Source organism: Bradyrhizobium sp. USDA 4474 (genome assembly GCF_054057515.1).
This window is the reverse complement of sequence record NZ_JBSRZJ010000002.1, coordinates 6,240,070-6,259,327: the sequence shown is the minus strand read 5'-3', so window position 1 is coordinate 6,259,327 and position 19,258 is coordinate 6,240,070. Positions and strand designations below refer to the sequence as shown.

General features: G+C 64.0%; 18 protein-coding genes. 10 read left to right on the top strand and 8 right to left on the bottom strand.

Going from position 1 to position 19,258, the window contains the following annotated elements:
- The first annotated feature begins 10 nt into the window (after window positions 1–10).
- The 7 genes from ACVW16_RS30945 (at window position 11) to ACVW16_RS30915 (ending at window position 6,927) form a co-directional block, all read left to right on the top strand.
- On the top strand, window positions 11–892 hold the full coding sequence (locus tag ACVW16_RS30945) for an AAA family ATPase (protein WP_456734651.1): 882 nt from the start codon (window positions 11–13) through the stop codon (window positions 890–892).
- Window positions 889–2,010 carry a vWA domain-containing protein gene (locus ACVW16_RS30940; protein ID WP_456734650.1) on the top strand — a complete coding sequence of 374 codons (1,122 nt, stop codon included), beginning with the start codon at window positions 889–891 and terminating at the stop codon, window positions 2,008–2,010. The genes ACVW16_RS30945 and ACVW16_RS30940 overlap by 4 nt, the downstream gene beginning before the upstream one ends.
- Window positions 2,007–2,891, top strand: a complete 885-nt coding sequence (locus ACVW16_RS30935) for an amidohydrolase family protein (protein WP_456734649.1) — start codon at window positions 2,007–2,009, stop codon at window positions 2,889–2,891. Before ACVW16_RS30940 ends, ACVW16_RS30935 begins: the two co-directional genes overlap by 4 nt.
- A 30-nt stretch (window positions 2,892–2,921) precedes the next feature.
- The gene (locus ACVW16_RS30930) at window positions 2,922–3,770 is read left to right on the top strand and encodes an N-acyl homoserine lactonase family protein (protein ID WP_456702771.1); all 849 of its coding nucleotides are present in this window, start codon (window positions 2,922–2,924) and stop codon (window positions 3,768–3,770) included.
- A gap of 21 nt (window positions 3,771–3,791) precedes the next feature.
- Window positions 3,792–5,369 (top strand): isochorismatase family protein, encoded by a 1,578-nt coding sequence (locus tag ACVW16_RS30925; RefSeq protein ID WP_456734648.1) that lies wholly within the window; start codon window positions 3,792–3,794, stop codon window positions 5,367–5,369.
- Between the two features lie 3 nt (window positions 5,370–5,372).
- Window positions 5,373–5,999 (top strand): FMN-dependent NADH-azoreductase, encoded by a 627-nt coding sequence (locus ACVW16_RS30920; protein ID WP_456702769.1) that lies wholly within the window; start codon window positions 5,373–5,375, stop codon window positions 5,997–5,999.
- A 169-nt stretch (window positions 6,000–6,168) separates the two neighbouring features.
- Window positions 6,169–6,927, top strand: a complete 759-nt coding sequence (locus ACVW16_RS30915; protein ID WP_456734647.1) for an SDR family NAD(P)-dependent oxidoreductase — start codon at window positions 6,169–6,171, stop codon at window positions 6,925–6,927.
- 69 nt (window positions 6,928–6,996) lie between these two features.
- Here ACVW16_RS30915 and ACVW16_RS30910 read toward each other — a convergent pair whose 3' ends face one another.
- The 3 genes from ACVW16_RS30910 to ACVW16_RS30900 are packed head-to-tail and all read right to left on the bottom strand — an operon-like array spanning window position 6,997 to window position 10,562.
- On the bottom strand, window positions 6,997–8,016 hold the full coding sequence (locus tag ACVW16_RS30910; protein ID WP_456734646.1) for an ABC transporter permease: 1,020 nt from the start codon (window positions 8,014–8,016) through the stop codon (window positions 6,997–6,999).
- Window positions 8,013–9,539, bottom strand: a complete 1,527-nt coding sequence (locus ACVW16_RS30905; RefSeq protein WP_456734645.1) for a sugar ABC transporter ATP-binding protein — start codon at window positions 9,537–9,539, stop codon at window positions 8,013–8,015. The genes ACVW16_RS30910 and ACVW16_RS30905 overlap by 4 nt, the downstream gene beginning before the upstream one ends.
- Window positions 9,540–9,596: 57 nt before the next feature.
- Window positions 9,597–10,562, bottom strand: coding sequence for a sugar-binding protein (locus ACVW16_RS30900; RefSeq protein ID WP_456702765.1), 966 nt, complete (start codon window positions 10,560–10,562; stop codon window positions 9,597–9,599).
- A 254-nt stretch (window positions 10,563–10,816) separates the two neighbouring features.
- Here ACVW16_RS30900 and ACVW16_RS30895 point away from each other — a divergent pair, with 254 nt between their 5' ends.
- Window positions 10,817–12,106, top strand: a complete 1,290-nt coding sequence (locus ACVW16_RS30895) for an ROK family protein (protein WP_456734644.1) — start codon at window positions 10,817–10,819, stop codon at window positions 12,104–12,106.
- Window positions 12,107–12,130: 24 nt separating this feature from the next.
- Here ACVW16_RS30895 and ACVW16_RS30890 read toward each other — a convergent pair whose 3' ends face one another.
- From ACVW16_RS30890 to ACVW16_RS30880, 3 genes are all read right to left on the bottom strand, one after another.
- A complete protein-coding gene (locus ACVW16_RS30890) occupies window positions 12,131–12,586 on the bottom strand; it encodes an RbsD/FucU family protein (protein ID WP_456702763.1) in 456 nt (151 codons plus the stop codon).
- 54 nt (window positions 12,587–12,640) lie between these two features.
- A complete protein-coding gene (msrA, locus tag ACVW16_RS30885; RefSeq protein WP_456702762.1) occupies window positions 12,641–13,156 on the bottom strand; it encodes a peptide-methionine (S)-S-oxide reductase MsrA in 516 nt (171 codons plus the stop codon).
- Window positions 13,157–13,262: 106 nt separating this feature from the next.
- Window positions 13,263–13,685: an OsmC family protein gene (locus tag ACVW16_RS30880; protein WP_092226615.1), complete on the bottom strand. Its 423-nt coding sequence runs from the start codon at window positions 13,683–13,685 to the stop codon at window positions 13,263–13,265.
- A gap of 192 nt (window positions 13,686–13,877) precedes the next feature.
- On the opposite strand from ACVW16_RS30880, the gene ACVW16_RS30875 reads away from it, so the two are divergent.
- Both ACVW16_RS30875 and ACVW16_RS30870 read left to right on the top strand, forming a co-directional pair.
- Window positions 13,878–14,817 (top strand): IS630 family transposase gene (locus tag ACVW16_RS30875; RefSeq protein ID WP_456704075.1). Its coding sequence is split into 2 segments (ribosomal slippage): window positions 13,878–14,213 and window positions 14,215–14,817, totalling 939 coding nucleotides; the frame shifts between segments, so codons are not numbered across the junction.
- A 231-nt stretch (window positions 14,818–15,048) separates the two neighbouring features.
- Complete coding sequence (locus ACVW16_RS30870; RefSeq protein WP_456734643.1) at window positions 15,049–16,185, top strand: MFS transporter; 1,137 nt, start codon at window positions 15,049–15,051, stop codon at window positions 16,183–16,185.
- A gap of 54 nt (window positions 16,186–16,239) precedes the next feature.
- Here ACVW16_RS30870 and ACVW16_RS30865 read toward each other — a convergent pair whose 3' ends face one another.
- Entirely contained in the window at window positions 16,240–17,673 is a 1,434-nt protein-coding gene (locus tag ACVW16_RS30865; RefSeq protein ID WP_456702760.1) for an NAD-dependent succinate-semialdehyde dehydrogenase, read from the bottom strand.
- Window positions 17,674–17,808: 135 nt separating this feature from the next.
- Window positions 17,809–19,251: a PepSY domain-containing protein gene (locus ACVW16_RS30860; protein ID WP_456734642.1), complete on the bottom strand. Its 1,443-nt coding sequence runs from the start codon at window positions 19,249–19,251 to the stop codon at window positions 17,809–17,811.
- Between the last annotated feature and the right edge of the window lie 7 nt (window positions 19,252–19,258).

Genomic DNA, 19,258 nt, shown 5'->3' with positions numbered 1-19,258 from the left:
GGTCTCGTTGATGGCGGTCCGCAGCAACATCGTCGGCATCGACAGCCCGGAGGCGCTGGAGAAGGCGCTGCGCGCGGCCTATTACCTTGCCGACGACGGCCTTGCGACCGCATCCTATCTTGGCCTTGCGCTCGGCAAGCCACTGCTGCTCGAAGGTGCGCCGGGGGTTGGCAAGACCGAAGCCGCAAAGGCCATCGCCGCCGTGCTCGGCCGCCGCCTGATCCGCCTGCAATGCTATGAGGGGATCGATGCTTCCGCCGCGCTCTACGAGTGGAACTATCCGCGACAGATGCTCGCGATCCGCCAGGCCGGCGACGAGACCATCGACATCTACGGCGAGACGTTCCTGATCGAGCGTCCCATGCTGGCGGCGCTGCGTGCGCCAGATTCCACCGTGCTCCTGATCGACGAAATCGACCGCGCCGACCAGGAGTTCGAGGCGTTCCTGCTCGAATTCCTCTCCGACTTCCAGATCTCCATCCCCGAGCGCGGCACGGTGCGCGCGGCCGAGCGCCCTGTGGTGGTTCTGACGTCGAACCGGACGCGCGATTTGCACGAGGCCTTGCGTCGCCGCTGCGTCTATCACTGGATCGACTATCCCAGCGAAGAGCGCGAGGCCCGGATCGTCATGCTGCGGGCCTCCAGTGTCGCCGAAGCCACCGCCCGCGCCGTCGTCGCCGCTGTCGGCAGGCTTCGGCGCGAGCCGTTGAGCAAGGCGCCCGGAATCGCCGAAGCCGTCGACTGGGCCGAAGCCGCGACGCTCCTTCACAAGGGCGGCGCGCGCTGGCCGGATGCGTTCAGGCGGTCGATCGGCGTAGCCCTGAAGGACGAGGAGGATCTGCACTTCATCTCGCCGCGGCTCGACGCCATGCTCGCGGAGGCGACCGCATGAGCACCGAGCTTCAACTGCCGCAGGCCGCGCGCGCGTTCGTCTCCTTTGTCGCTCTGATGCGCGCCAATGGCTTTGCCGTCGCGCCGGAGCAGACCACCGCGTTCCTGACCGCGATCGAGCTACTCGGGCCCCGCGACCTCGGGGATATCAGGCAAGCCGCATTGGCCACCCTCGCCCCGCCGCCCGAGCGGCGCGTGACCTTTGACCGCGTGTTCGATCTGCACTTTCGCGGTCATGAGGCCATCGAGCACGCCGACGATGGCGAGGACGACGAGACCGTCCGGCTGCAGGAGGAAGGCCGCGGCGAGCAGGAGCCACTCCTCTCCGACGACGCCAACGAGTCCGGCCTGACCGCGACGCGCACCGAGGCGCTGGTCGAGCGCCGCTTCGCACAGCTCTCCACCAACGGTGCGCTCCGCCGCCTGTCGCGCGAGGCTCCCCGCCGTTTGCCGCGGCGACGCGGCCACCGCCGCATGCGCGCACGCCGCGGGGCTTTCGCCGATCTCCGCCGCACCTTGCGCGACTCCGTCCGCAGCGACGGCGAGATCCTTCGGCTCGGCCACATGAAGCGGCGCCGGCGGGCTCGAAAATTCCTGCTGCTGATCGACGTCTCCGGCTCGATGAAGAGCCGCACCGAGGAGAACATGAAGCTGGCGCATGCGCTGATGCAGGCGGCCCCCAATGTCGAGGTGTTCACGTTCGGCACGCGGCTGACCCGCGTCACCCGCGCGCTGCGGCTGAAGCGCCGAGAGCAGGCCCTGAATGCGGCCGCCCATCTCGTCAGCGACTGGGACGGCGGCACCCGCATTGGCGACGCGTTGCAGGCCTTCCTCGCCGTGCCCCGCTTCGGCGGCTACGCACGCGGGGCCGCGGTCGTTGTCGTCTCGGATGGGCTCGAGCGCGGCGAGCCTGATGCATTGCGCGATGCCGTGGCAAAACTGTCGCGGCGGGCCTGGCGCGTGAGCTGGCTGACCCCGCTCGCGACAGGACCGGGGTTCCGTCCGCAGACAGAAGCACTCGTTGCCGTCGAGCGCTTCGTCGACGATCTCGTCGATGGTGGATCCACCGCGTCCATCGTCGCGCATGTACTGGCACTGGGACGAAGGAGAGTTGCGTGACCGGGATTGTCGACGGCCATCATCACATCTGGCGGCAGGCCGACCTGCCCTGGCTGGCCGGCCCGATGCAGCCGCGCATCTTCGGGCCCTACGAGGCGATCAGGCGCGATTATCCAATTCAGGAATATCTCGATGACCTCACAGGCAGCGGCGTCACCCGCTCGGTCTACGTCCAGACCAACTGGGCCAACGACCGTTTCGAGGACGAGGCGGCTTGGGTGCAGCAGACCGCCGACGAGCATGGCTGGCCGCACGGCATCGTCGCCTATGCCAATTTCGCTGTCGATGACGTGCGCCCGCAGCTCGACCGGCTGAAGCGCAATCCGCTGCTGCGTGGCGTGCGCATGCAGCTGCACTGGCACGAGAACCCGCTCTATCGCTTCGCGGCCAAGCCCGACCTCTGTGTCGATCCCATGGTCCGCCGCAACGTTGCGCACCTCGCCGACTACGGCTGGAGCTTTGATCTCCAGGTGTTCACGCCGCAGATGCCTGACGCAGCCCGGCTTGCGGAGGCTTGCCCCAAGGTGACTTTCATCCTTCAGCATGCCGGCATGCTCGAAGACCTGTCGCCGGCGGGTCGCGCCGCGTGGCGCGCCGGGATGGCCCGGCTCGCAATCTGCCCGAACGTCGTGTCGAAACTGTCCGGACTCGGCACTTTCATTCACCGCAACGACCCCGCGCATATCGCTATGGTGGTCATGGATACCGTCGCGATCTTCGGCGCCGAGCGCTGCCTGTTCGGCTCCAATTTCCCGATCGAGAAATTGTGGACCAGCTATCGCGAACTCGTCGACGCGTTTCGCGCGGCCGTCGCACCACTCACCACCGAGCAGCAGGCCGCGATCTTCCGAGGCACCGCAACGCGCGTCTATGGGCTTTAGCAGATAAAGACAGCACAGGGAGCGAAACGAATGGCGCTGGAGATCAAGATCCTGGACTATGGCGATATCGAGCTGGAATCGAGCTTCCTCGTGCTCGGCCGCGATTGCGGCCGCACCCGCCGCGTCCTCACGCTGGGCTTTTTGATCCTCGGCGGCAAATATCCTGTCGTGGTCGACACCGGCTACCGCTCCAACCAGATCATGGAGACGCTCGGCATGCGCGGCTTGCAGTACCACGAGAACATGATCGAGAACCAGCTCGCCCGCCACGGCGTGCGCATGGGCGACGTCCGTTTCGTCTGTCACACGCATCTGCACATCGATCACGCCGGCAAGGACGATCTGTTCCCGATGAATACGACCGTCGTGCTCAACCGCAAGGAACTCGAATACTCCGTCTCCGGGCTGATGCATCCGCAATACCCGGCGCCAGACATCAAGCACCTGATCGACCGCCTGCACACCAAGAGTGCGCTGCGCTTCCTCGACCTCGAAATCACCGGCCCCGTCGAGCTGATGCCCGGTGTTTACTGCGACGCGGCCAACGCCCACACCGAGGGCTCGATGAACATCATCGTCGAGACCGCCGACGGCATCGCCACCATCTGCGGCGATGTCATCTACGACTTCAACGACCAGATCGTCACGCCCTTCAACGAGATCCACGACGCGGAGCCGCGCACCACCGGCAATCACGGCACCAGCAAACGCGCCGAGAAGGCCTCGATCAAGAAGCTGCTCAGCAATTCGCGGTATCTGCTGCCGGTACACGATCGCCCTGCCAAGATCGAAGGCGGCAACGTCGTAGGCCGGCTTCACGACCAGGTCCCGGGCCCGGTCGTGCAGTCCCTGCCCGCCCGCAACTGGTTTCCTGCCTGAAAACGATGTGAGGGCCGACCGATGACCCATGTCACCTTGCGCTCCGAATTCGAAACGCTGATCGACCCCTACGCGCCGGTCGCGCAGGTCGGAACGGGCTTTGATTTCACGGAAGGCCCGATCTGGCATCCGGTCGATCACTATCTGCTGTTCTCGGATATGCCCGGCGACGTGCGTCGGCGCTGGGATGCGCGGCGGGGCGTCGCCGAGGTCAAGCGCCCCTCCAACAAGTGCAACGGCATGACCTACGATGCCGAGCTCAACCTGATCGTCTGCGAGCACGCGACCTCGTCGCTGATCCGCGAGCGGCCGGACGGACGCCGAGAGGTGCTGGCCTCGCACTTTGGCGGACAGGAGCTCAACAGCCCCAACGACGTCTGCGTGCACTCCTCCGGCGCAATCTATTTCTCCGATCCCTGGTACGGGCGCATGCCGGTCTATGGCGTCGAGCGGCCGCGCCAGCTCGGGTTCCAGGGCGTCTATCGCGTGGTACCCGGCAGCGAACCGAGGCTCGTGGTCGAGCGCAACCTGTTCGACCAGCCCAACGGGCTGTGCTTCTCACCGGACGAACGCCTGCTTTATGTCAACGACACCGTTCAGGCGATGGTCCGCGTGTTCGACGTCAACACCGATGGCACGCTGTTGAATCCGCGGGTGTTCGCGAGCGGCATCCGGTCGGAGCTGGAGCCCGGCCTGCCCGACGGAATGAAATGCGACCAGCACGGCAATGTCTGGGTCACCGCCCCCGGTGGCGTCTGGGTCTACTCGCCGCACGGCGAGCTGCTCGGAAAAGTCCGCGTCCCCGAACTCGTTGCCAACCTCGCCTGGGGCGGCCCGGATTTCCGTACGCTCTATCTGACCTCGACGCATTCGGTCTATGCCATCCCGACAAAAACCGGCCCACGCCATGAGCCCTATATGAGCGGCAGGCGCAGTCACGGAGGAACCACGAGCGCAGGCCCCGCGGCTGCGGTTCCCCTCCTTGCCGACGGCGAGCTGCGGCTCGATCCGCAACGCTGCGCCATGATCATCCAGGATTTGCAGAACGACGTCATCATGGATGGCGGCGCGTTCGCCGACTCGGGCGCGCCGGGCCATGCCAAGCAGCAGCACGTGATCGAAAACGTCCGCCGCCTTGCGGAAACTGCGCGAGCCCGCGGCGTGACCATCATCCACGTCTGGTTCGTGGTCGAGCCCGGCGCGCCCGGCGTGACGCTGAACGCGCCGTTGTTCGAAGGGCTCGTCGACAGCAAGGCCATGGTGCGCGGAAGCTGGGGCGCGGCGCCGGTTTCTGGCCTCGAGCCGCGTCCCGGCGATTTCGTGGTCGAGAAGATGCGGATGAGCGCCTGGGAAGGCACGCGGCTGGAGACCATCCTGAAAGCCACCGGCCGCGACATGATCATCAATACCGGCGCCTGGACCAACATGTCGGTGGAGCACACGGCGCGCACCGGCGCCGACAAGGGTTATTTCATGATCGTGCCGGAGGACTGCTGCTCGACCATGAATGCCGACTGGCACTCCGCCTCGATCAACTTTGCCATGCAAAACGTGGCCGTGGTGACCCGCGCGGATGCCGTCATCAGAGCGCTGGGATGAGCGGTGGCGAAGCTGTTGCACCTCTCCTGCTCGCCACGTGCCGATTCCGAGTCGAGCGCCGGCGCGCGGATATTCCTCGACGGCTTCTGCCAAGCCCGCCCCGATTGGGACATCGACGTCGTCGATCTCTGGCGCGAGCGCATGCCGGAATTTGTCGGTCCCATCGTTCAGGCCAAATACGCGCGCATGAAGGGCGAAGCCTTCAATGACGCGCAGCGGGATGGTTTTGCCGAGGCCGAGCGGATGGCACTGCGCTTTGCGCTGGCAGAGCGCGTGCTGATCTCGACGCCGATGTGGAATTTCGGCATCCCCTACAAGCTGAAGCAATGGTTTGACGTCGTCATCCAGCCCGGCCTGACGTTTCGTTTCGACCCGGCGCAAGGCTATCTTCCGCTGCTGAAGGACCGGCCGACGATCGTCATTCTCGCCTCCGGCAGTGACTTCGCCACCGGCATGAACCGCGGCCGCATCGACATGGCAACGCCCTATTTGCGCGAAGCGCTCCGCTTCATCGGCGTCAGTGACGTGCGCTTCGTGCCGATCGGACCGACCGCGGGTCCGGCCGAAGCGATCCGCGCGGCCCGCGATTCCGCCCACCGCCGCCTCGCCGAGATGGCGAAGCGGTTCTGAGCCGTGTTCTCGTTCCTTTGATTGAAGTTTGACTTCGGCGCGTGCCGCGCGTCGATTTGCGGCATGAGCCAGGCCGCTGCAGGACCTAGCACCTCGCGGAAGGAACGACTAAGGTCCCGAAAAGAATCGGGCAGCTGTCGCGCCGCCCTTGACAAACGAAGAGGTGCCCATGGCTGCGATCTATTCCGACCTCGCCGACAAGGTCGTGCTCGTCACCGGGGGCGCCGCGGGAATTGGTGCTGCAATCGTTCGACGCTTCGCCGAGCAGAAATCCAAGGTCGTGTTCTTCGACATCAACACCAACGAGGGCCACCGCCTGTCGCGGGAACTGTCAGACCGGGGACTGGCTGCGCATTTCCAGCAGGTCGACCTGACCGACATCCCCGCATTGCGCGCCGGCGTGGTGAAAGCTCGCGAGGCGCACGGCGCGATCAACATCCTCATCAACAACGCGGCGCATGACGAACGGCACAACACCGAGGAGATGACGCCGGAATATTGGGACGACCGGGTCGCAGTCAATCTGAAGCACCAGTTCTTTGCATCGCAAGCCGTGCTGCCGGACATGAAAGCCGCGAACGCCGGCGCCATCATCAATTTCGGATCGGTGTCGTGGATGGCCGGACAGGGCGGCATGGCCGCCTATACCGCCAGCAAATCAGGGGTGATCGGCTTGACGCGCTCGCTGGCGCGCGATTACGGCCCCTACAATATCCGCGTCAACGCGATCGCGCCGGGCTGGATCATGACGGAGCGCCAACTCGAGAAATGGATGACGCCGGCAGGCGAGATCGAGCTGCAGCAGCGACAGTGTCTGAAGCGCCGGCTGGTGCCGGACGAGGTCGCCAGATTCACCGTCTTCCTCGCGTCCGATGAGGCCTCCGCTTGCACAGCCCAGCACTATGTCGTCGATGGCGGCTGGGTCTGAGGGGATCGCCGCGCCAAGCCGGTGAGATCGGCGAGCGCTAATAGCCCAAGTAGCCCGAGTGCGATCAAGCTACCCGCGTGGCGCGCTCGGCTCTCCCTGCAAAACCGTCGTTTTCGATGGCGTCCGCGCCAGGCTGGCGAGCGCCATTTTGCGCTGTCGCCGATTCTGCAATTGCCGATCTGCCAGCACACCGACCAGAATGACCGACCCCATGACCGCGAAGTTCAGCGAGTTGGGAATGCCGAGGATATTGACGAGATTCTGCAGAACCTGCAGCAACGCCGTCCCCAGCACGATTCCGAGAATGGAGCCCTCGCCGCCGCGCAGGCTGCAGCCACCCAGGACGGCAGCGGCGATCGCATAGAGTTCGTAGAAATTGCCAAAGGAACTCGGCGAGACCGAGTTGGTGTAGAACACGAACATCACGGTCGAGATACCGGCCAGACCACCGCTGATGATATAGGCGGTCGCAATCACGAAATCCGTGTTGATGCCCGAGAAGCGCGCCGCCTCCTCATTCTTGCCGACGGCGTAGAGCCAGCGTCCGTACACCGAGCGGTGCAGCAGCACCCCAAGGACCAGCGCAAGGATGATCAGGAGGATGAAGGTATTCGGGATGCCCCCAAGATTGCCGGAAGCAATGTTGCTCAGGGTCGCGGCTTCGTCACCGTAGCCGAAGCCTCGCGTGGAGTCGGTCGTGTAGTAGCGCGCGGCCCCGCGGTAGATCAGCAACCCGCACAAGGTCACGATGAAGGGCTGCATTTTCAACCGTGTGATCAGGACCCCCTGGATAGCCCCCAGCACCAGTCCGCCCAGCAATACGGCCAGCAACGCCAAGGGCCAGGGAACCTGGTACGTCGTCAGAAGATCGACGAAAACGACGCCGAGGAGCGCGAACATCGAGCCGAGTGAAAGGTCAATGCCACCGGTGATGATGACAAGCCCCTCGCCGAGCGCAAACACGCCAAACAGGCCGATCAGATTGGCCAAATTCAACAGGTTCACAAGCGACAGGAAGGCCGGATTGATCATGCCCGTGATCACGGAGATCACCGCCAGCAGCAGGAAGAGCCAGAGTTCCTTCTTCATGTCGCGGCACCTTCCGTGATTTCCAGCGTCTGCCCTATCGCTAGCCGCAACACGTTGTATTCGCTAAACTGATCTCGCTCCAGCACGCCGCTGATACCCCCTTCGTGCATCACCGCCACCCGATCGGAAACGCCGATGACCTCTTCCATGTCGGACGAAATCATCACAATCGCGACGCCTCGATCGGCAAGGTCGCGCATCAAGGCGTAAATCTCGCTCTTGGCACCAACGTCGATGCCACGGGTCGGCTCGTCGAAGAACATCACGCGCGGCTTCATCGAGAGCCACTTGCCCAGCACGACCTTTTGCTGATTGCCGCCGGAGAGCGTTACCGCCTCGATGTCGACGCTCGGCGCCTTGATGGACAGGCTTTTGGCCTGTTCTTTCGCGACCTTGCGTTCGGCAGCTCCATCGATCAGCCACATGCGCGCGTAATTCGACAAGTTCGCCAACGTCATGTTTTCGCGAATCGGCAGCTCCAGCACGAGCCCGCACTTCTTGCGGTCCTCCGGCACCAGATAGATCCCGTGCCTGATCGCATCTCGCGGGGAGGCCACATTGACCCGCGCATTGTCGATCCTGATCTCGCCGCCCAATATCGCGTCGATGCCGAAAGCGGCGCGAGCAAGCGAGGTGCGGCCGGCACCCACAAGCCCGGCGAGACCGAGGATCTCGCCCCGACGCACGGACAAGCTGATCTGCCTGTCGGGAAAAGCGGCGGTCACAAGATTGGCGATATCACAGCCGCCCGCTTCCGGCGCCCGCTTCGGCGGCGTGTACAGCGACTTCAGATCACGGCCGATCATCAGCCGGATCATCGCGGCATGGCTGAGTTCGTTTCGCGCCAACTCTCCCACGGTGCGTCCGTCGCGCAGCACCACGACGCGGTCGGCGCAGGTCATGATCTCACCCAGCCGGTGAGAGATGTAGATGACCGAGATGCCGTGCGCCTTCAGATCGGCAATCACCTCCAGCAGCCGCTCGGTCTCCGAAATCGTCAGGCTGGAGGTCGGCTCGTCCATGATGATCACGCGCGCGTCGATCGAGAGCGCCTTCGCGATCTCTACCATCTGCCGCTGCGCGATCGACAGATTGTCGACCAGCGTATCGGGCGCGAAATCGGCGCCGAGTCGCGCCAGCAGCGGGGCAACGCTGGCCCGCATCTGTGCGTTGTTCACCAGCTTCAGCCGGCTGCCCATGAGCTTCTCGCGGCCTATGAACACATTGGCTGCGACATCGAGATTCTCGAACAGATTGAGTTCCTGATGCACGAAAGCGATGCCGGCCCGCGTCGCCTCGCGCACGGTCATTTGACCGTACTCGACGCCGCCGACGCGGATCACGCCCTGGGTCGGAGCGATCACACCACCCAACACGCGCATCAGCGTGGACTTGCCGGCGCCATTCTCGCCGATCAGGCCCAACACCTCGCCACGGCGCACCGAGAGGCTGACATCGTCGAGGGCCCTGACGCCGGGATAGGTTTTGCCGATCCCGGCAAGCTCCAGCAGCATCTCCGCCATCCGGCGTTTCCTCCGGCACGACATCCGGCGGCCATTGACCGCCGGATGTCGAAGCACTCACTTCTTGAGCAATTCCTTCATCTGTGCGGAGAACTCCGCGACGTTGGACTTGTTGATCACCTTGGTCGGGACGATCAGCTTGCTATCCGCCGGAATCCAGGACTTGTCGCCGTTCAACGTCTTGATGATGTTGGTGGCGGAGAGATACCCGAATTCGTACGGCTGCTGCACGACCGTCGATTCGATGGTGCCGTCGGAGATTCCCCGCAGCGTGCGCTGGTCCTCGTCGAAGCCAACGATCTTGACCTTCCCGGCTTTCCCGGCCGCCTTGACCGCGTCGTAGATCAGCGGCGTTTCGTAACTCCACAGCCCGGACAGCAGCGCAATATCGGGATATTTGACCAGCACGTTCTCCATGTTCGCCTTGGCCTTGGCGGAGTCCACCTGGTCGGTAAACACGTCGACCAATTCGACCTTCGTGCCGGCGATCGCATCCTTGATGCCCTGCACCCGCTCGCGGGCGTTGTCGGCGTCCATGGTTCCGACGAACAACGCGATCTTGCCGCCGTTCGGGAGCGCCTTTTTGATCTCCTCGCCTGCCTGGCGCCCGGCCGCAACGTTGTCGGTGCCGATATAGGCAAGACGCTTGCTTTGCGGCGCGTCGCTGTCCGTGGTGATCAATATGGTCTGAGACGCGACCTTGTTGAGTTCTTCGGTTGCGTGCGGTGCATCGTCGACCGAGATGGAGATGCCGGCGACGCCGCGCACCAGCAGGTCGTCCAGTTCACGCCGCTGGCCCGCCGCGGTCGCATCGTTGGTGACGATCAACTGGATATCGTATTCCGGATGCTCCTTCTGAGCCTTCTCGAGCCCCCGGCCGGCGATCGTCCAGAAATCGGCCGCGGCATTGGTCACCAGCGCGATGGTTTTTTTCTGCTGGGCCTGGGTCACGCTGGCGGTCATCGCGAGCACAGCTGCGCTCGCGCAGAACGGCAGAATCCATTTCTTCAGTGAACTGTTCATATGCACCTCCCTTTCGTCATGCCGATATCCGGGGTTGACGTCCGGCGCTTGTTGCGCCTTTATTTTATTTTTAGCGTGAATAAATTAAGAAGCAGAAATCGGCTCGTCAAGCGTGATTTTCATGACAGCTTCCCGCAGCAAGGGTCATCGCGGTAAAATGAGGCCTGCCTTCCGTGCGACGACGGCATCGCACTGCGTGCACCGAAAGTCGAATACGCGAGATAATTTCAATAGATGAATTAAAAGGATGACAAATGGACGATGAGCCAAAGCCGGCGCGGGCCTCGAGTCTTTCCCGCGTATCGAATCGCGGCCGCCTCATCGAAGCCTTGCGGCGTCAGGGGCCGATGCCGCGCGTGGAGCTTGCACGAAATACGGGGCTGAGCTTCCCGGCCATTTCAGCCATGACATCGCGAATGTTGGCGGAGGATCTGCTGTCCGAAACGGATGCGGCGATGTCCGCGTCGGATGATGCCAACGAGGACGACCCGGACGGCCTGAATGGTCGTCGTCGCGGCCGACCGGCAATACAGCTGACGCTGAATCCGGAGTTCGGCCGTATCATCGCGGTCTCGCTGCGCATGAACTTGATTGAGACCCTGATTGCGGATTTCAGTGGCTCTGGCCTGGCACAATCGCGGCTCGCACTCGAGACCCGCGCACTCGGCGCAGATGCTCTCTGCGAGATCGTGATCGCGCAGATCGATGCCATGCTGGGCGCGACGGACACCCCGCGGAATAGATTGCTGGGAATCGGAATTGCGCTGCAGGGCATCGTCAATGCCGACACGGGCCGCCAGCTATGGAGTCCCGCGCTGTCGGTCACCGACGTCGATCTGGCGACGCCGATCCGCAAGCTGTTCAAGGCCGATGTCGTGACGGCAAACGACGCCGTCCCGGTTGCGCTGGCTCTCGCGGCGGTCGAACCGATACTGGCGGAGGGCGTGGCGGCAACGATCATGGTCGGCCACGGCGTCGGGATGGGCGTGGTCGTCGACGGTGAAGCACGTTGGGGCGTCGGCGCCAGCAGCGAGATCGGCCATGTCAAATTGGCGCCGAACGGGCCGCAATGCCGGTGCGGTCAGCGGGGCTGCATCGAGGCTCATCTCGCCGACTACGCGCTCTACCGTGACGCTCGTACCTTTATCGACCTGCCGCCCGCGATCTCGCAACAGCCATCGGAGGCACAGATGGCCCTGCTGCGAGACAGGGCGAGGAACGGCGATCCCCACCTCGAGCAGTTATTCCGGCAGGCCGGCAACGCGCTCGCCGAGGCCGTCGCCGCAACGATATCGGTGCTGCGACCGCATCACGTCGTCCTGGCCGGTCCCGGCTTGCAGGCCTTCGACATGATGCGCAGCGCCTACGAAGAGCGGCTCAAGGAGGCGGTGTTGCCGTGGCTGCTCAAATCCACCGCGATATATGTCCGTCCAAGCAAGTCGGCGGCGATCGTCGACGGCATGATTCTGCAGACGCTGCGGGTCGTCGATCGCAACTACGCGGAAACGACCGAGCGAACACCCGGCGCTGCGGCCCTGGTTTAAGTTCGCCGATCCGCGAGATGAAGGTCACTCTGCGTCCGGCGCGATGACACCCTTGGAGAACAGGAAGCAGCCGTAGAAGCGGCGCTCACCGGTGGCGATCACGCAATACGCCGCTTTGGCCTTCTCATAGAAGGCATGGCGCTCGACCCCGACCAGCGGCCAGGAGCGTCCCTCGGCGCGGTCGATCGCGGACTGCACCTCGCGTTGCACCGGCGGCACCTCCTGAGGCTGGCCGACGATTTCCATTCGAATCGCGGCATCCTCGACGAACGTATCGAGCGGCATCACCGAAAGAATGGCCTCGATGGCCTTCGCAGTGCTGACATTGTCGATACGAAGCAATTCGCCGAACACGGTCTGGCGCGCGATCGAGTCAGCGGGAAAATTGGTATCGCATACCACCAGGCGATCGCCATGCCCCATCGCGCGCAAGGCGTAGAGCACGTCGGCATTGAGCAGCGGATTGATGCCTTTGAGCATATTGCGTCCCTCCCTCGTCTTCAGAATCATCGAACTCCGACGTCCGGCTGGTCCCTAGCCTCCCGCAACGGTCGCGCGTCGCGGCAGCTTCCAGTCGGGCCGGATGAAATGACAGGTGTATCCGTCGGGATAGCGCTCGAGATAATCCTGATGCTCGGGTTCGGCCTCCCAGAACTCGCCGGCTGGCGCGACTTCCGTCACCACCTTGCCGGGCCATAGACCCGACGCGTCGACATCGGCAATGGTATCTTCGGCGGTGCGCTTCTGCTCGTCCGACGTGTAGAAGATCGCGGAGCGGTAGCTCGTCCCGAGATCATTGCCCTGACGGTTGATCGTGGTGGGATCGTGGATCTGGAAGAAGAATTCCAGCATGGTCCGGAAGCTGGTCTTCGCCGGATCGAACATGATCTCGATCGCTTCGGCATGACCTTCATGATTGCGATAGGTGGCGTTCTTCACCCGGCCGCCGGTATAGCCGACGCGCGTCGAGACAACGCCGGTCTGTTTGCGGATGAGATCCTGCATGCCCCAGAAGCAGCCTCCGGCCAAAACTGCGCGTTCTGTCGTCATGTGATGGGTTCCTTTTGCTCCGCGTATCGCCCAGGACTTTGCCTTCATCGGGTCGATGCTGGCAAGTCCTGAGCAATAAGTCCTGGTAACGGTTCGCAGCGTTCGCTCAGATCAGCTTGGCATCGAGCGTGATTGTGGCGTTCAGCACTTTCGACACCGGACAGTTCTTCTCGGCTTCGCCGGCAATGCGAGCGAAACCGGCGTCGTCGAGGTTCGGCACCTTGGCGCGCAAGGTCAGCGCCGACTTGCTGATCTTGAATCCCTTTCCTTCGGGATCGAGAGTGACCGCGGCCTCGGTGGATAGCTCGGTCGGCGTGAAGCCCGCGAGTTGCAGACCGAAGGCCAGCGCCATCGTAAAGCAACCGGCATGCGCTGCTGCGATCAATTCCTCGGGATTGGTGCCCTTCTCGTTCTCAAAGCGCGTCTTGAACGAATATGGCGTCTCGGCGAGCACGCCGGATTCACTCGACAGATGGCCGGTGCCATCGCGGCCAGTGCCCTGCCAAACTGCTTTTGCCTTGCGGATCATGTCGTTCTCCTTGCTTGTTCGGTCGCCCGATGGCGTCCGCGCCCTGGAAGATAGCGCCGGCGTCGCGGCCCAGAGCAAGTCACAAGTTGTGCTCCTTTTTAAAGCGGGATGGCTTTAGTCTGAATCGATTTGGGATTCCCAAACCAGTTTGTTTCTGATTCACCATGCTGGCTGGATAGGAGGCCAGCATGGATGGGCAAGCCTTACTCTCTGGATCTCCGTAAACGTGTCGTAGCCGCGATCGAGGGCGGGATGTCGCGCAATCGAGCCGCCAAGCAGTTTGGGGTGGCGATCAGCACGGCCATCGGCTGGATGCAGCGGGTCGAGAAGACCGGCAGCGTTGAGCCTAGCCAGATCGGCGGCTACAAGCCGAAGGCAATTTCGGGCAAGCACGCGGTCTGGCTGTCACAACGGATCAAGGATGGCGATTTCACCATACGCGGTCTCGTTGCCGAGCTTGCCGGACGTGGCCTGAAGGTCGACTACCACTCGGTGTGGGACTTCGTACATGCCGAGAAGCTCAGCTTCAAAAAAAAGCGTGGCGGCTGGCGAGCGCGATCGACCTGAGGTCGCGCGGCGGCGAGCCCAGTGGACAAAGTATCAAGATCGCGTCGAAGCTGAGCGGCTGGTCTTCATCGACGAGACCTGGACCAGGACCGATATGGCACCCTTGCGGGGATGGGCGCCGCGCGGGCACAGACTACACACCAAGGTTCCCCACGGCCGCTGGAAGACCATGACCTTCCTGGCGGCCCTGCGCCATGACCGGATCGAGGCGCCATGGTTCATCGAGGGGCCGATCGACGGCGTGAGCTTTCGCATCTATGTCGAGAAGGTTCTTCTGCCCGTCCTTCGACCCGGCGATATCGTCATCCTGGATAACCTCGGCAGCCACAGGAGCAAGGCAGTTCGCCAGCTCATCCGTTCGGTCGGTGCCAAGCTGTTTTTCCTGCCAAAATACTCGCCCGACCTGAACCCGATCGAACAGGTCTTTGCCAAGCTCAAGCATCTGCTCCGCAAAGCCGCCGCGCGAACCGTCGACGCAGTCTGCGCCGCAATCGGCCACGCCCTCGACGCGTTCACCTCCGAGGAATGTGCCAACTACCTCAAAAACTCAGGCTATCGAACTTAATGCCATCAGGCTTTAGAGGATGCTTGCAACTCCTCACAACTCCTAACCCGCCAAGCTGCCCGCCCCGCACGCCCGCCACCCGGACGGGACCGGAAGAGATTTTGGCTGACATGCAACGATACAATTCGTCAACGCGTGCCACGGGCGGAACTCTGGCGCTCGTTCTTGGTTGATGATCTAAGCACCCGCTTGCGCCGCAATCGCGCGCGTTTCCCTCCCGGAGTTTCGTTGATGACATCAGCCGACCGGCCGGCGACGCGGCTCGCAACGCGCCTCTCGTTCCTGGTCGCCGGCTTCGGCCTCGCATGCTGGGCGCCGCTGGTGCCGTTCGCGAAGGAGCGGCTCGCCGTCGATGACGCCCTCCTCGGGCTGCTGCTGCTCAGCCTCGGCATCGGCTCGGTCGTCGCGATGCTCGCCACCGGCCTCTTGAGCGCCCGTCACGGCACCAAGCCGATCGTCATCGCGGGCGGGATCGGCCTCGCTTTGGTCTTGCCCCTTCTGGTCGTCGCCGGCACGCCCGTGACATTGGCGCTTGCCCTGCTCGCATTCGGAGCGGCGCTCGGCTCCATCGATGTCGCCATGAACATCCATGCCGTCGAGGTCGAGCGTGCGGCAGGGGTACCGTTGATGTCGGGCTTTCACGCCCTCTTCAGCATCGGCGGGTTTGCCGGCTCGGCGGTGATGACGGCGCTGCTGTCGTTCCATTTTGGCCCGCTCGCATGCACTTTAATGTGCTCCGTCCTGATGCTGATCGCGATGGCGCTCGCCTGGCCGCGCCTGCTGCGACGCTCGTCACAAGCGCCGGACGGACCTTTGTTCGTGCTGCCGCATGGCATCGTGCTGCTGCTGGCGCTGCTGGCGGCCATCACCTTCCTGATCGAAGGCGCGATGCTCGACTGGGGCGCGCTGCTCGTCATCGGCGAGGGCCTCGTCAGCGCGGCGCAAGGCGGGATCGGCTACATCGTGTTCTCGATCGCGATGACATCAGGCCGGCTTGGTGGCGACGTCGTCGTCGCGCGTGTCGGCGACCGTGCAACGCTGGTCGGTGGAAGCCTGCTCGCGGTCGCGGGGCTTGCGGTGCTGCTGCTGGCACCGGGCGCGGGGATCGCCATCGCCGGCTTTCTGCTCATCGGTCTCGGCGCCTCGAATCTCGTGCCGGTGCTGTTCCGGCGCGCCGCCAGGCAGACCGCAATGCCTACGGGGCTTGCGGTGGCGTCGATCACGACCGCCGGCTATGCTGGTGTTCTGGTTGGTCCTGCCGGCATCGGCTTTGTCGCCCACGCCGTGGGCCTGCCAATGGCGTTCTGGATGCTGGCCGCGATGATGTGCGTCGTCACCCTGTCCGCACGTGCCGTGACCGCGACATAACAAAGCGCGCCACGGCATGCCGTGACGCGCCTTGCAATGAACGTGGTGCGGGCTTTACGCGCTCGCCTGGGTCACGAACTTGGTGTTGAGATAACCTTCGATCGCCTCGAGGCCGCCTTCCGATCCGTAGCCGGAATCCTTGATGCCGCCGAACGGCACCTCGGGCAGCGCGAGGCCATGATGGTTGATCGAGACCATGCCGCTCTCGATGTCGGCGCCGATCGCCTGCATCGTCTTGGTCGAGGTGGTGTAGGCATAGGCCGCCAGGCCATAAGGCAGACGGTTCGCCTCGGCCACGACTTCGTCATAGCTGCGGAAGGATGTAATCGGGGCAAGAGGTCCGAAGGGCTCCTCGTTCATGATACGGGCCTCGCGCGGCACGTCGGTGATGACGGTCGGCTCGAAAAAGAAGCCTTCATTGCCGATACGCTTGCCGCCGGCCTGGATCTTGGCACCGTGCTGAACCGCGTCGGAGACCAGACCTTCCATGGCATCGACACGGCGCGGATTGGCCAGCGGCCCCATTCGCGTGTCCTTGTCGAGGCCGTTGCCGACCTTGAGGCCCCTGGCTGCGGCGACGAACTTGTCGACGAAGGGTTGGTAGACGCTTTCGTGCACGAGGAAGCGCGTCGGCGAAACGCAGACCTGGCCGGCGTTGCGGAACTTGTTGGTCGACAGGATTTTCGCCGCGTTGTCGAGATCAGCGTCCGCGAACACGATCGCCGGCGCATGGCCGCCGAGTTCCATGGTGACACGCTTCATGTGCAGGCCCGCGAGCGCGGCCAGATGCTTGCCGACCGCGGTCGAGCCCGTGAAGCTGATCTTGCGGATGATCGGATGCGGAATGAGATATTCCGAGACTTCCGAGGGCACGCCGAACACCAGCTGGACGACGCCGGGGGGAATGCCGGCATCGGCATAGGCGCGCACCAGCTCCATGCAGCTGGCGGGCGTTTCTTCCGGGCCCTTGACGATGATCGAGCAGCCGGCGGCGAGAGCAGCCGAGATTTTGCGGACCGCCTGGTTGATCGGGAAATTCCAGGGCGTGAACGCGGCGACCGGACCGACCGGCTCCTTGGTCACGAGCTGGGAGACGTTGCCCATCCGCGGCGGCACGATGCGGCCATAGGCGCGGCGGGCTTCCTCGGAGAACCAGTCGATGAGGTCGCCGGCCAGCATGGTCTCGCCCTGCGCTTCCACGACCGGCTTGCCCTGTTCCATGGTCATGACGGGCGCGATGTCGGCGGCGCGCGAACGGATGATGTCCGCAGCCTTGCGCATCAGCTTGTAGCGGTCGAAAGGCGAGGTCTTGCGCCAGATATCGAAGCCGGACCTGGCGGCTTCCAGGGCGCGATCGAGGTCCGCCCGCGAGGCGTGCGGGGTCTTGCCGATCGGCTGTCCGGTTGCGGGATTGAGGACGTCCTCCGACTTGCCGGAAGTGCCGTCGGTCCACTCGCCGGCGATGAACATCTGAACTTTCGGGTACATGGCTCTCCTGCATGATTGCGGCGGCCCGACTGACGGCTGCCGCTTAGGTGGGCGCAGAGCTACACTGAAAGGCGGCCGGCGGAAAGGGATCAATGACTCCGCAGCCCAGCGCGGAAGCTATGCGCAAGGGGCGGCTCAGATCGACAGGCGCAGGCGCCGCCAGCCGATCACGATGCCGGTGACGGAGAACAGCAGCCCGAGCGCGCAGAGCCCGACGATCAGGACATCGCGGACGCGCGGATGCGCCATCAGAATGGGAAAGTCGAACGTATGGAGCGCGCCGTAGGCCCAGCGATAGGCCCGTCGCGAGGCATCGAGCCGTTGCAGGATACTGCCGTCGGCGCCGTCAATGTCGAACCAGAGACCGCCACAGCGGGAACGGTAGACCGGGGCTCCGGGGACGGCGGACCGAGCGGGATAGTCGTCGTTGTCGGCAAGAACGGAGGGCACGCCGCAGCCTGCCGCCAGGCGCTCCGTCAGGTTGAGAACGTCCCGCCCATCCAGGAACGCCGTCTGTCGATAGCGGGCCGGCTCGCCCGGTTTGATCAAGCTCTGCCTGCCAAGTCCGATCCGGTCGCGCCGATAGACGCTGCCATTGAAAGCAAACCATTCGACTTCACGGGCTGGAGTCGACAGCGGCTGCCGATCAAGCGTTGGAGCCGCGCGCCAGTCCGGCCCGGCGTTCGCCAGGCCGACTTCGGCTGCGGTCAAGTGCCCACGCGAGAACAGCCGGCCGTGATCCATCGAGAGCCAGCCGCTGAAGATCCAGGTCAACAGGAAAACGGTCGATAGGAGACCGACGACGTGATGCAGGGCGTGCCATCCGCGATAAGGCGAAGGGATCAGGCGCCCGTGAGTTCTGTCCCTGTGAATTCGGATCCTGAGAATTCCGAGTACCGCCCCGGACATCGCCGCGATCAGGGCCATCAGCGACATCGACGAGACCATCTGGTCCCACAGCGCCCAGTTGCTGCGGAGCACCGTGGGATAGATCCAGTGCAGCACGCTGCCGACAAGATTCCAGCCACGCTCGCCGCGCGTCGTATCCAGCACGACCTCGCCCGCGCGCGAGGAGACATACACTTCGGTTCCGGCAGCATCGCCGAGCGTGATGCGGAACAGAGGCCGGTGCCGGTCAAGGCCGTTCGGCACGCTCCATTGATCGTAATCGGCGCGTGCGACAACCACGGCGTGAACAGCATCGAGCCCGCGGCTGCGGGCGTGATCCCTGGCGATAGCGAGCGCGAGGTCCGCAGATTCCACCGATGCATCGGCCCCATCGGATGCGCGGACTGCGCGCAGATGCGACGGCCCTGATACGACATAGACCGGCCCGTCGCTGCGCTGGATCAGGCGAACGCGCGTGGCCTCGGCGATCCCGCTGGCGGCCACCGCGTCGGCAATCGCCATGATCGGCCCTGTGCGCTCGACCGGCGCCAGGCCTGCAAACCGCTCCGCTTCCGTCAGCGACGGAAACGGAACGAAGTGCATCACGATCCCGCTCGCGAACCACATCGCGAACAGGAGGCAGAATGCGATCCCGAGCCAGCGGTGCAAGAGCACGATCGCGCCCATCATGCGGTCA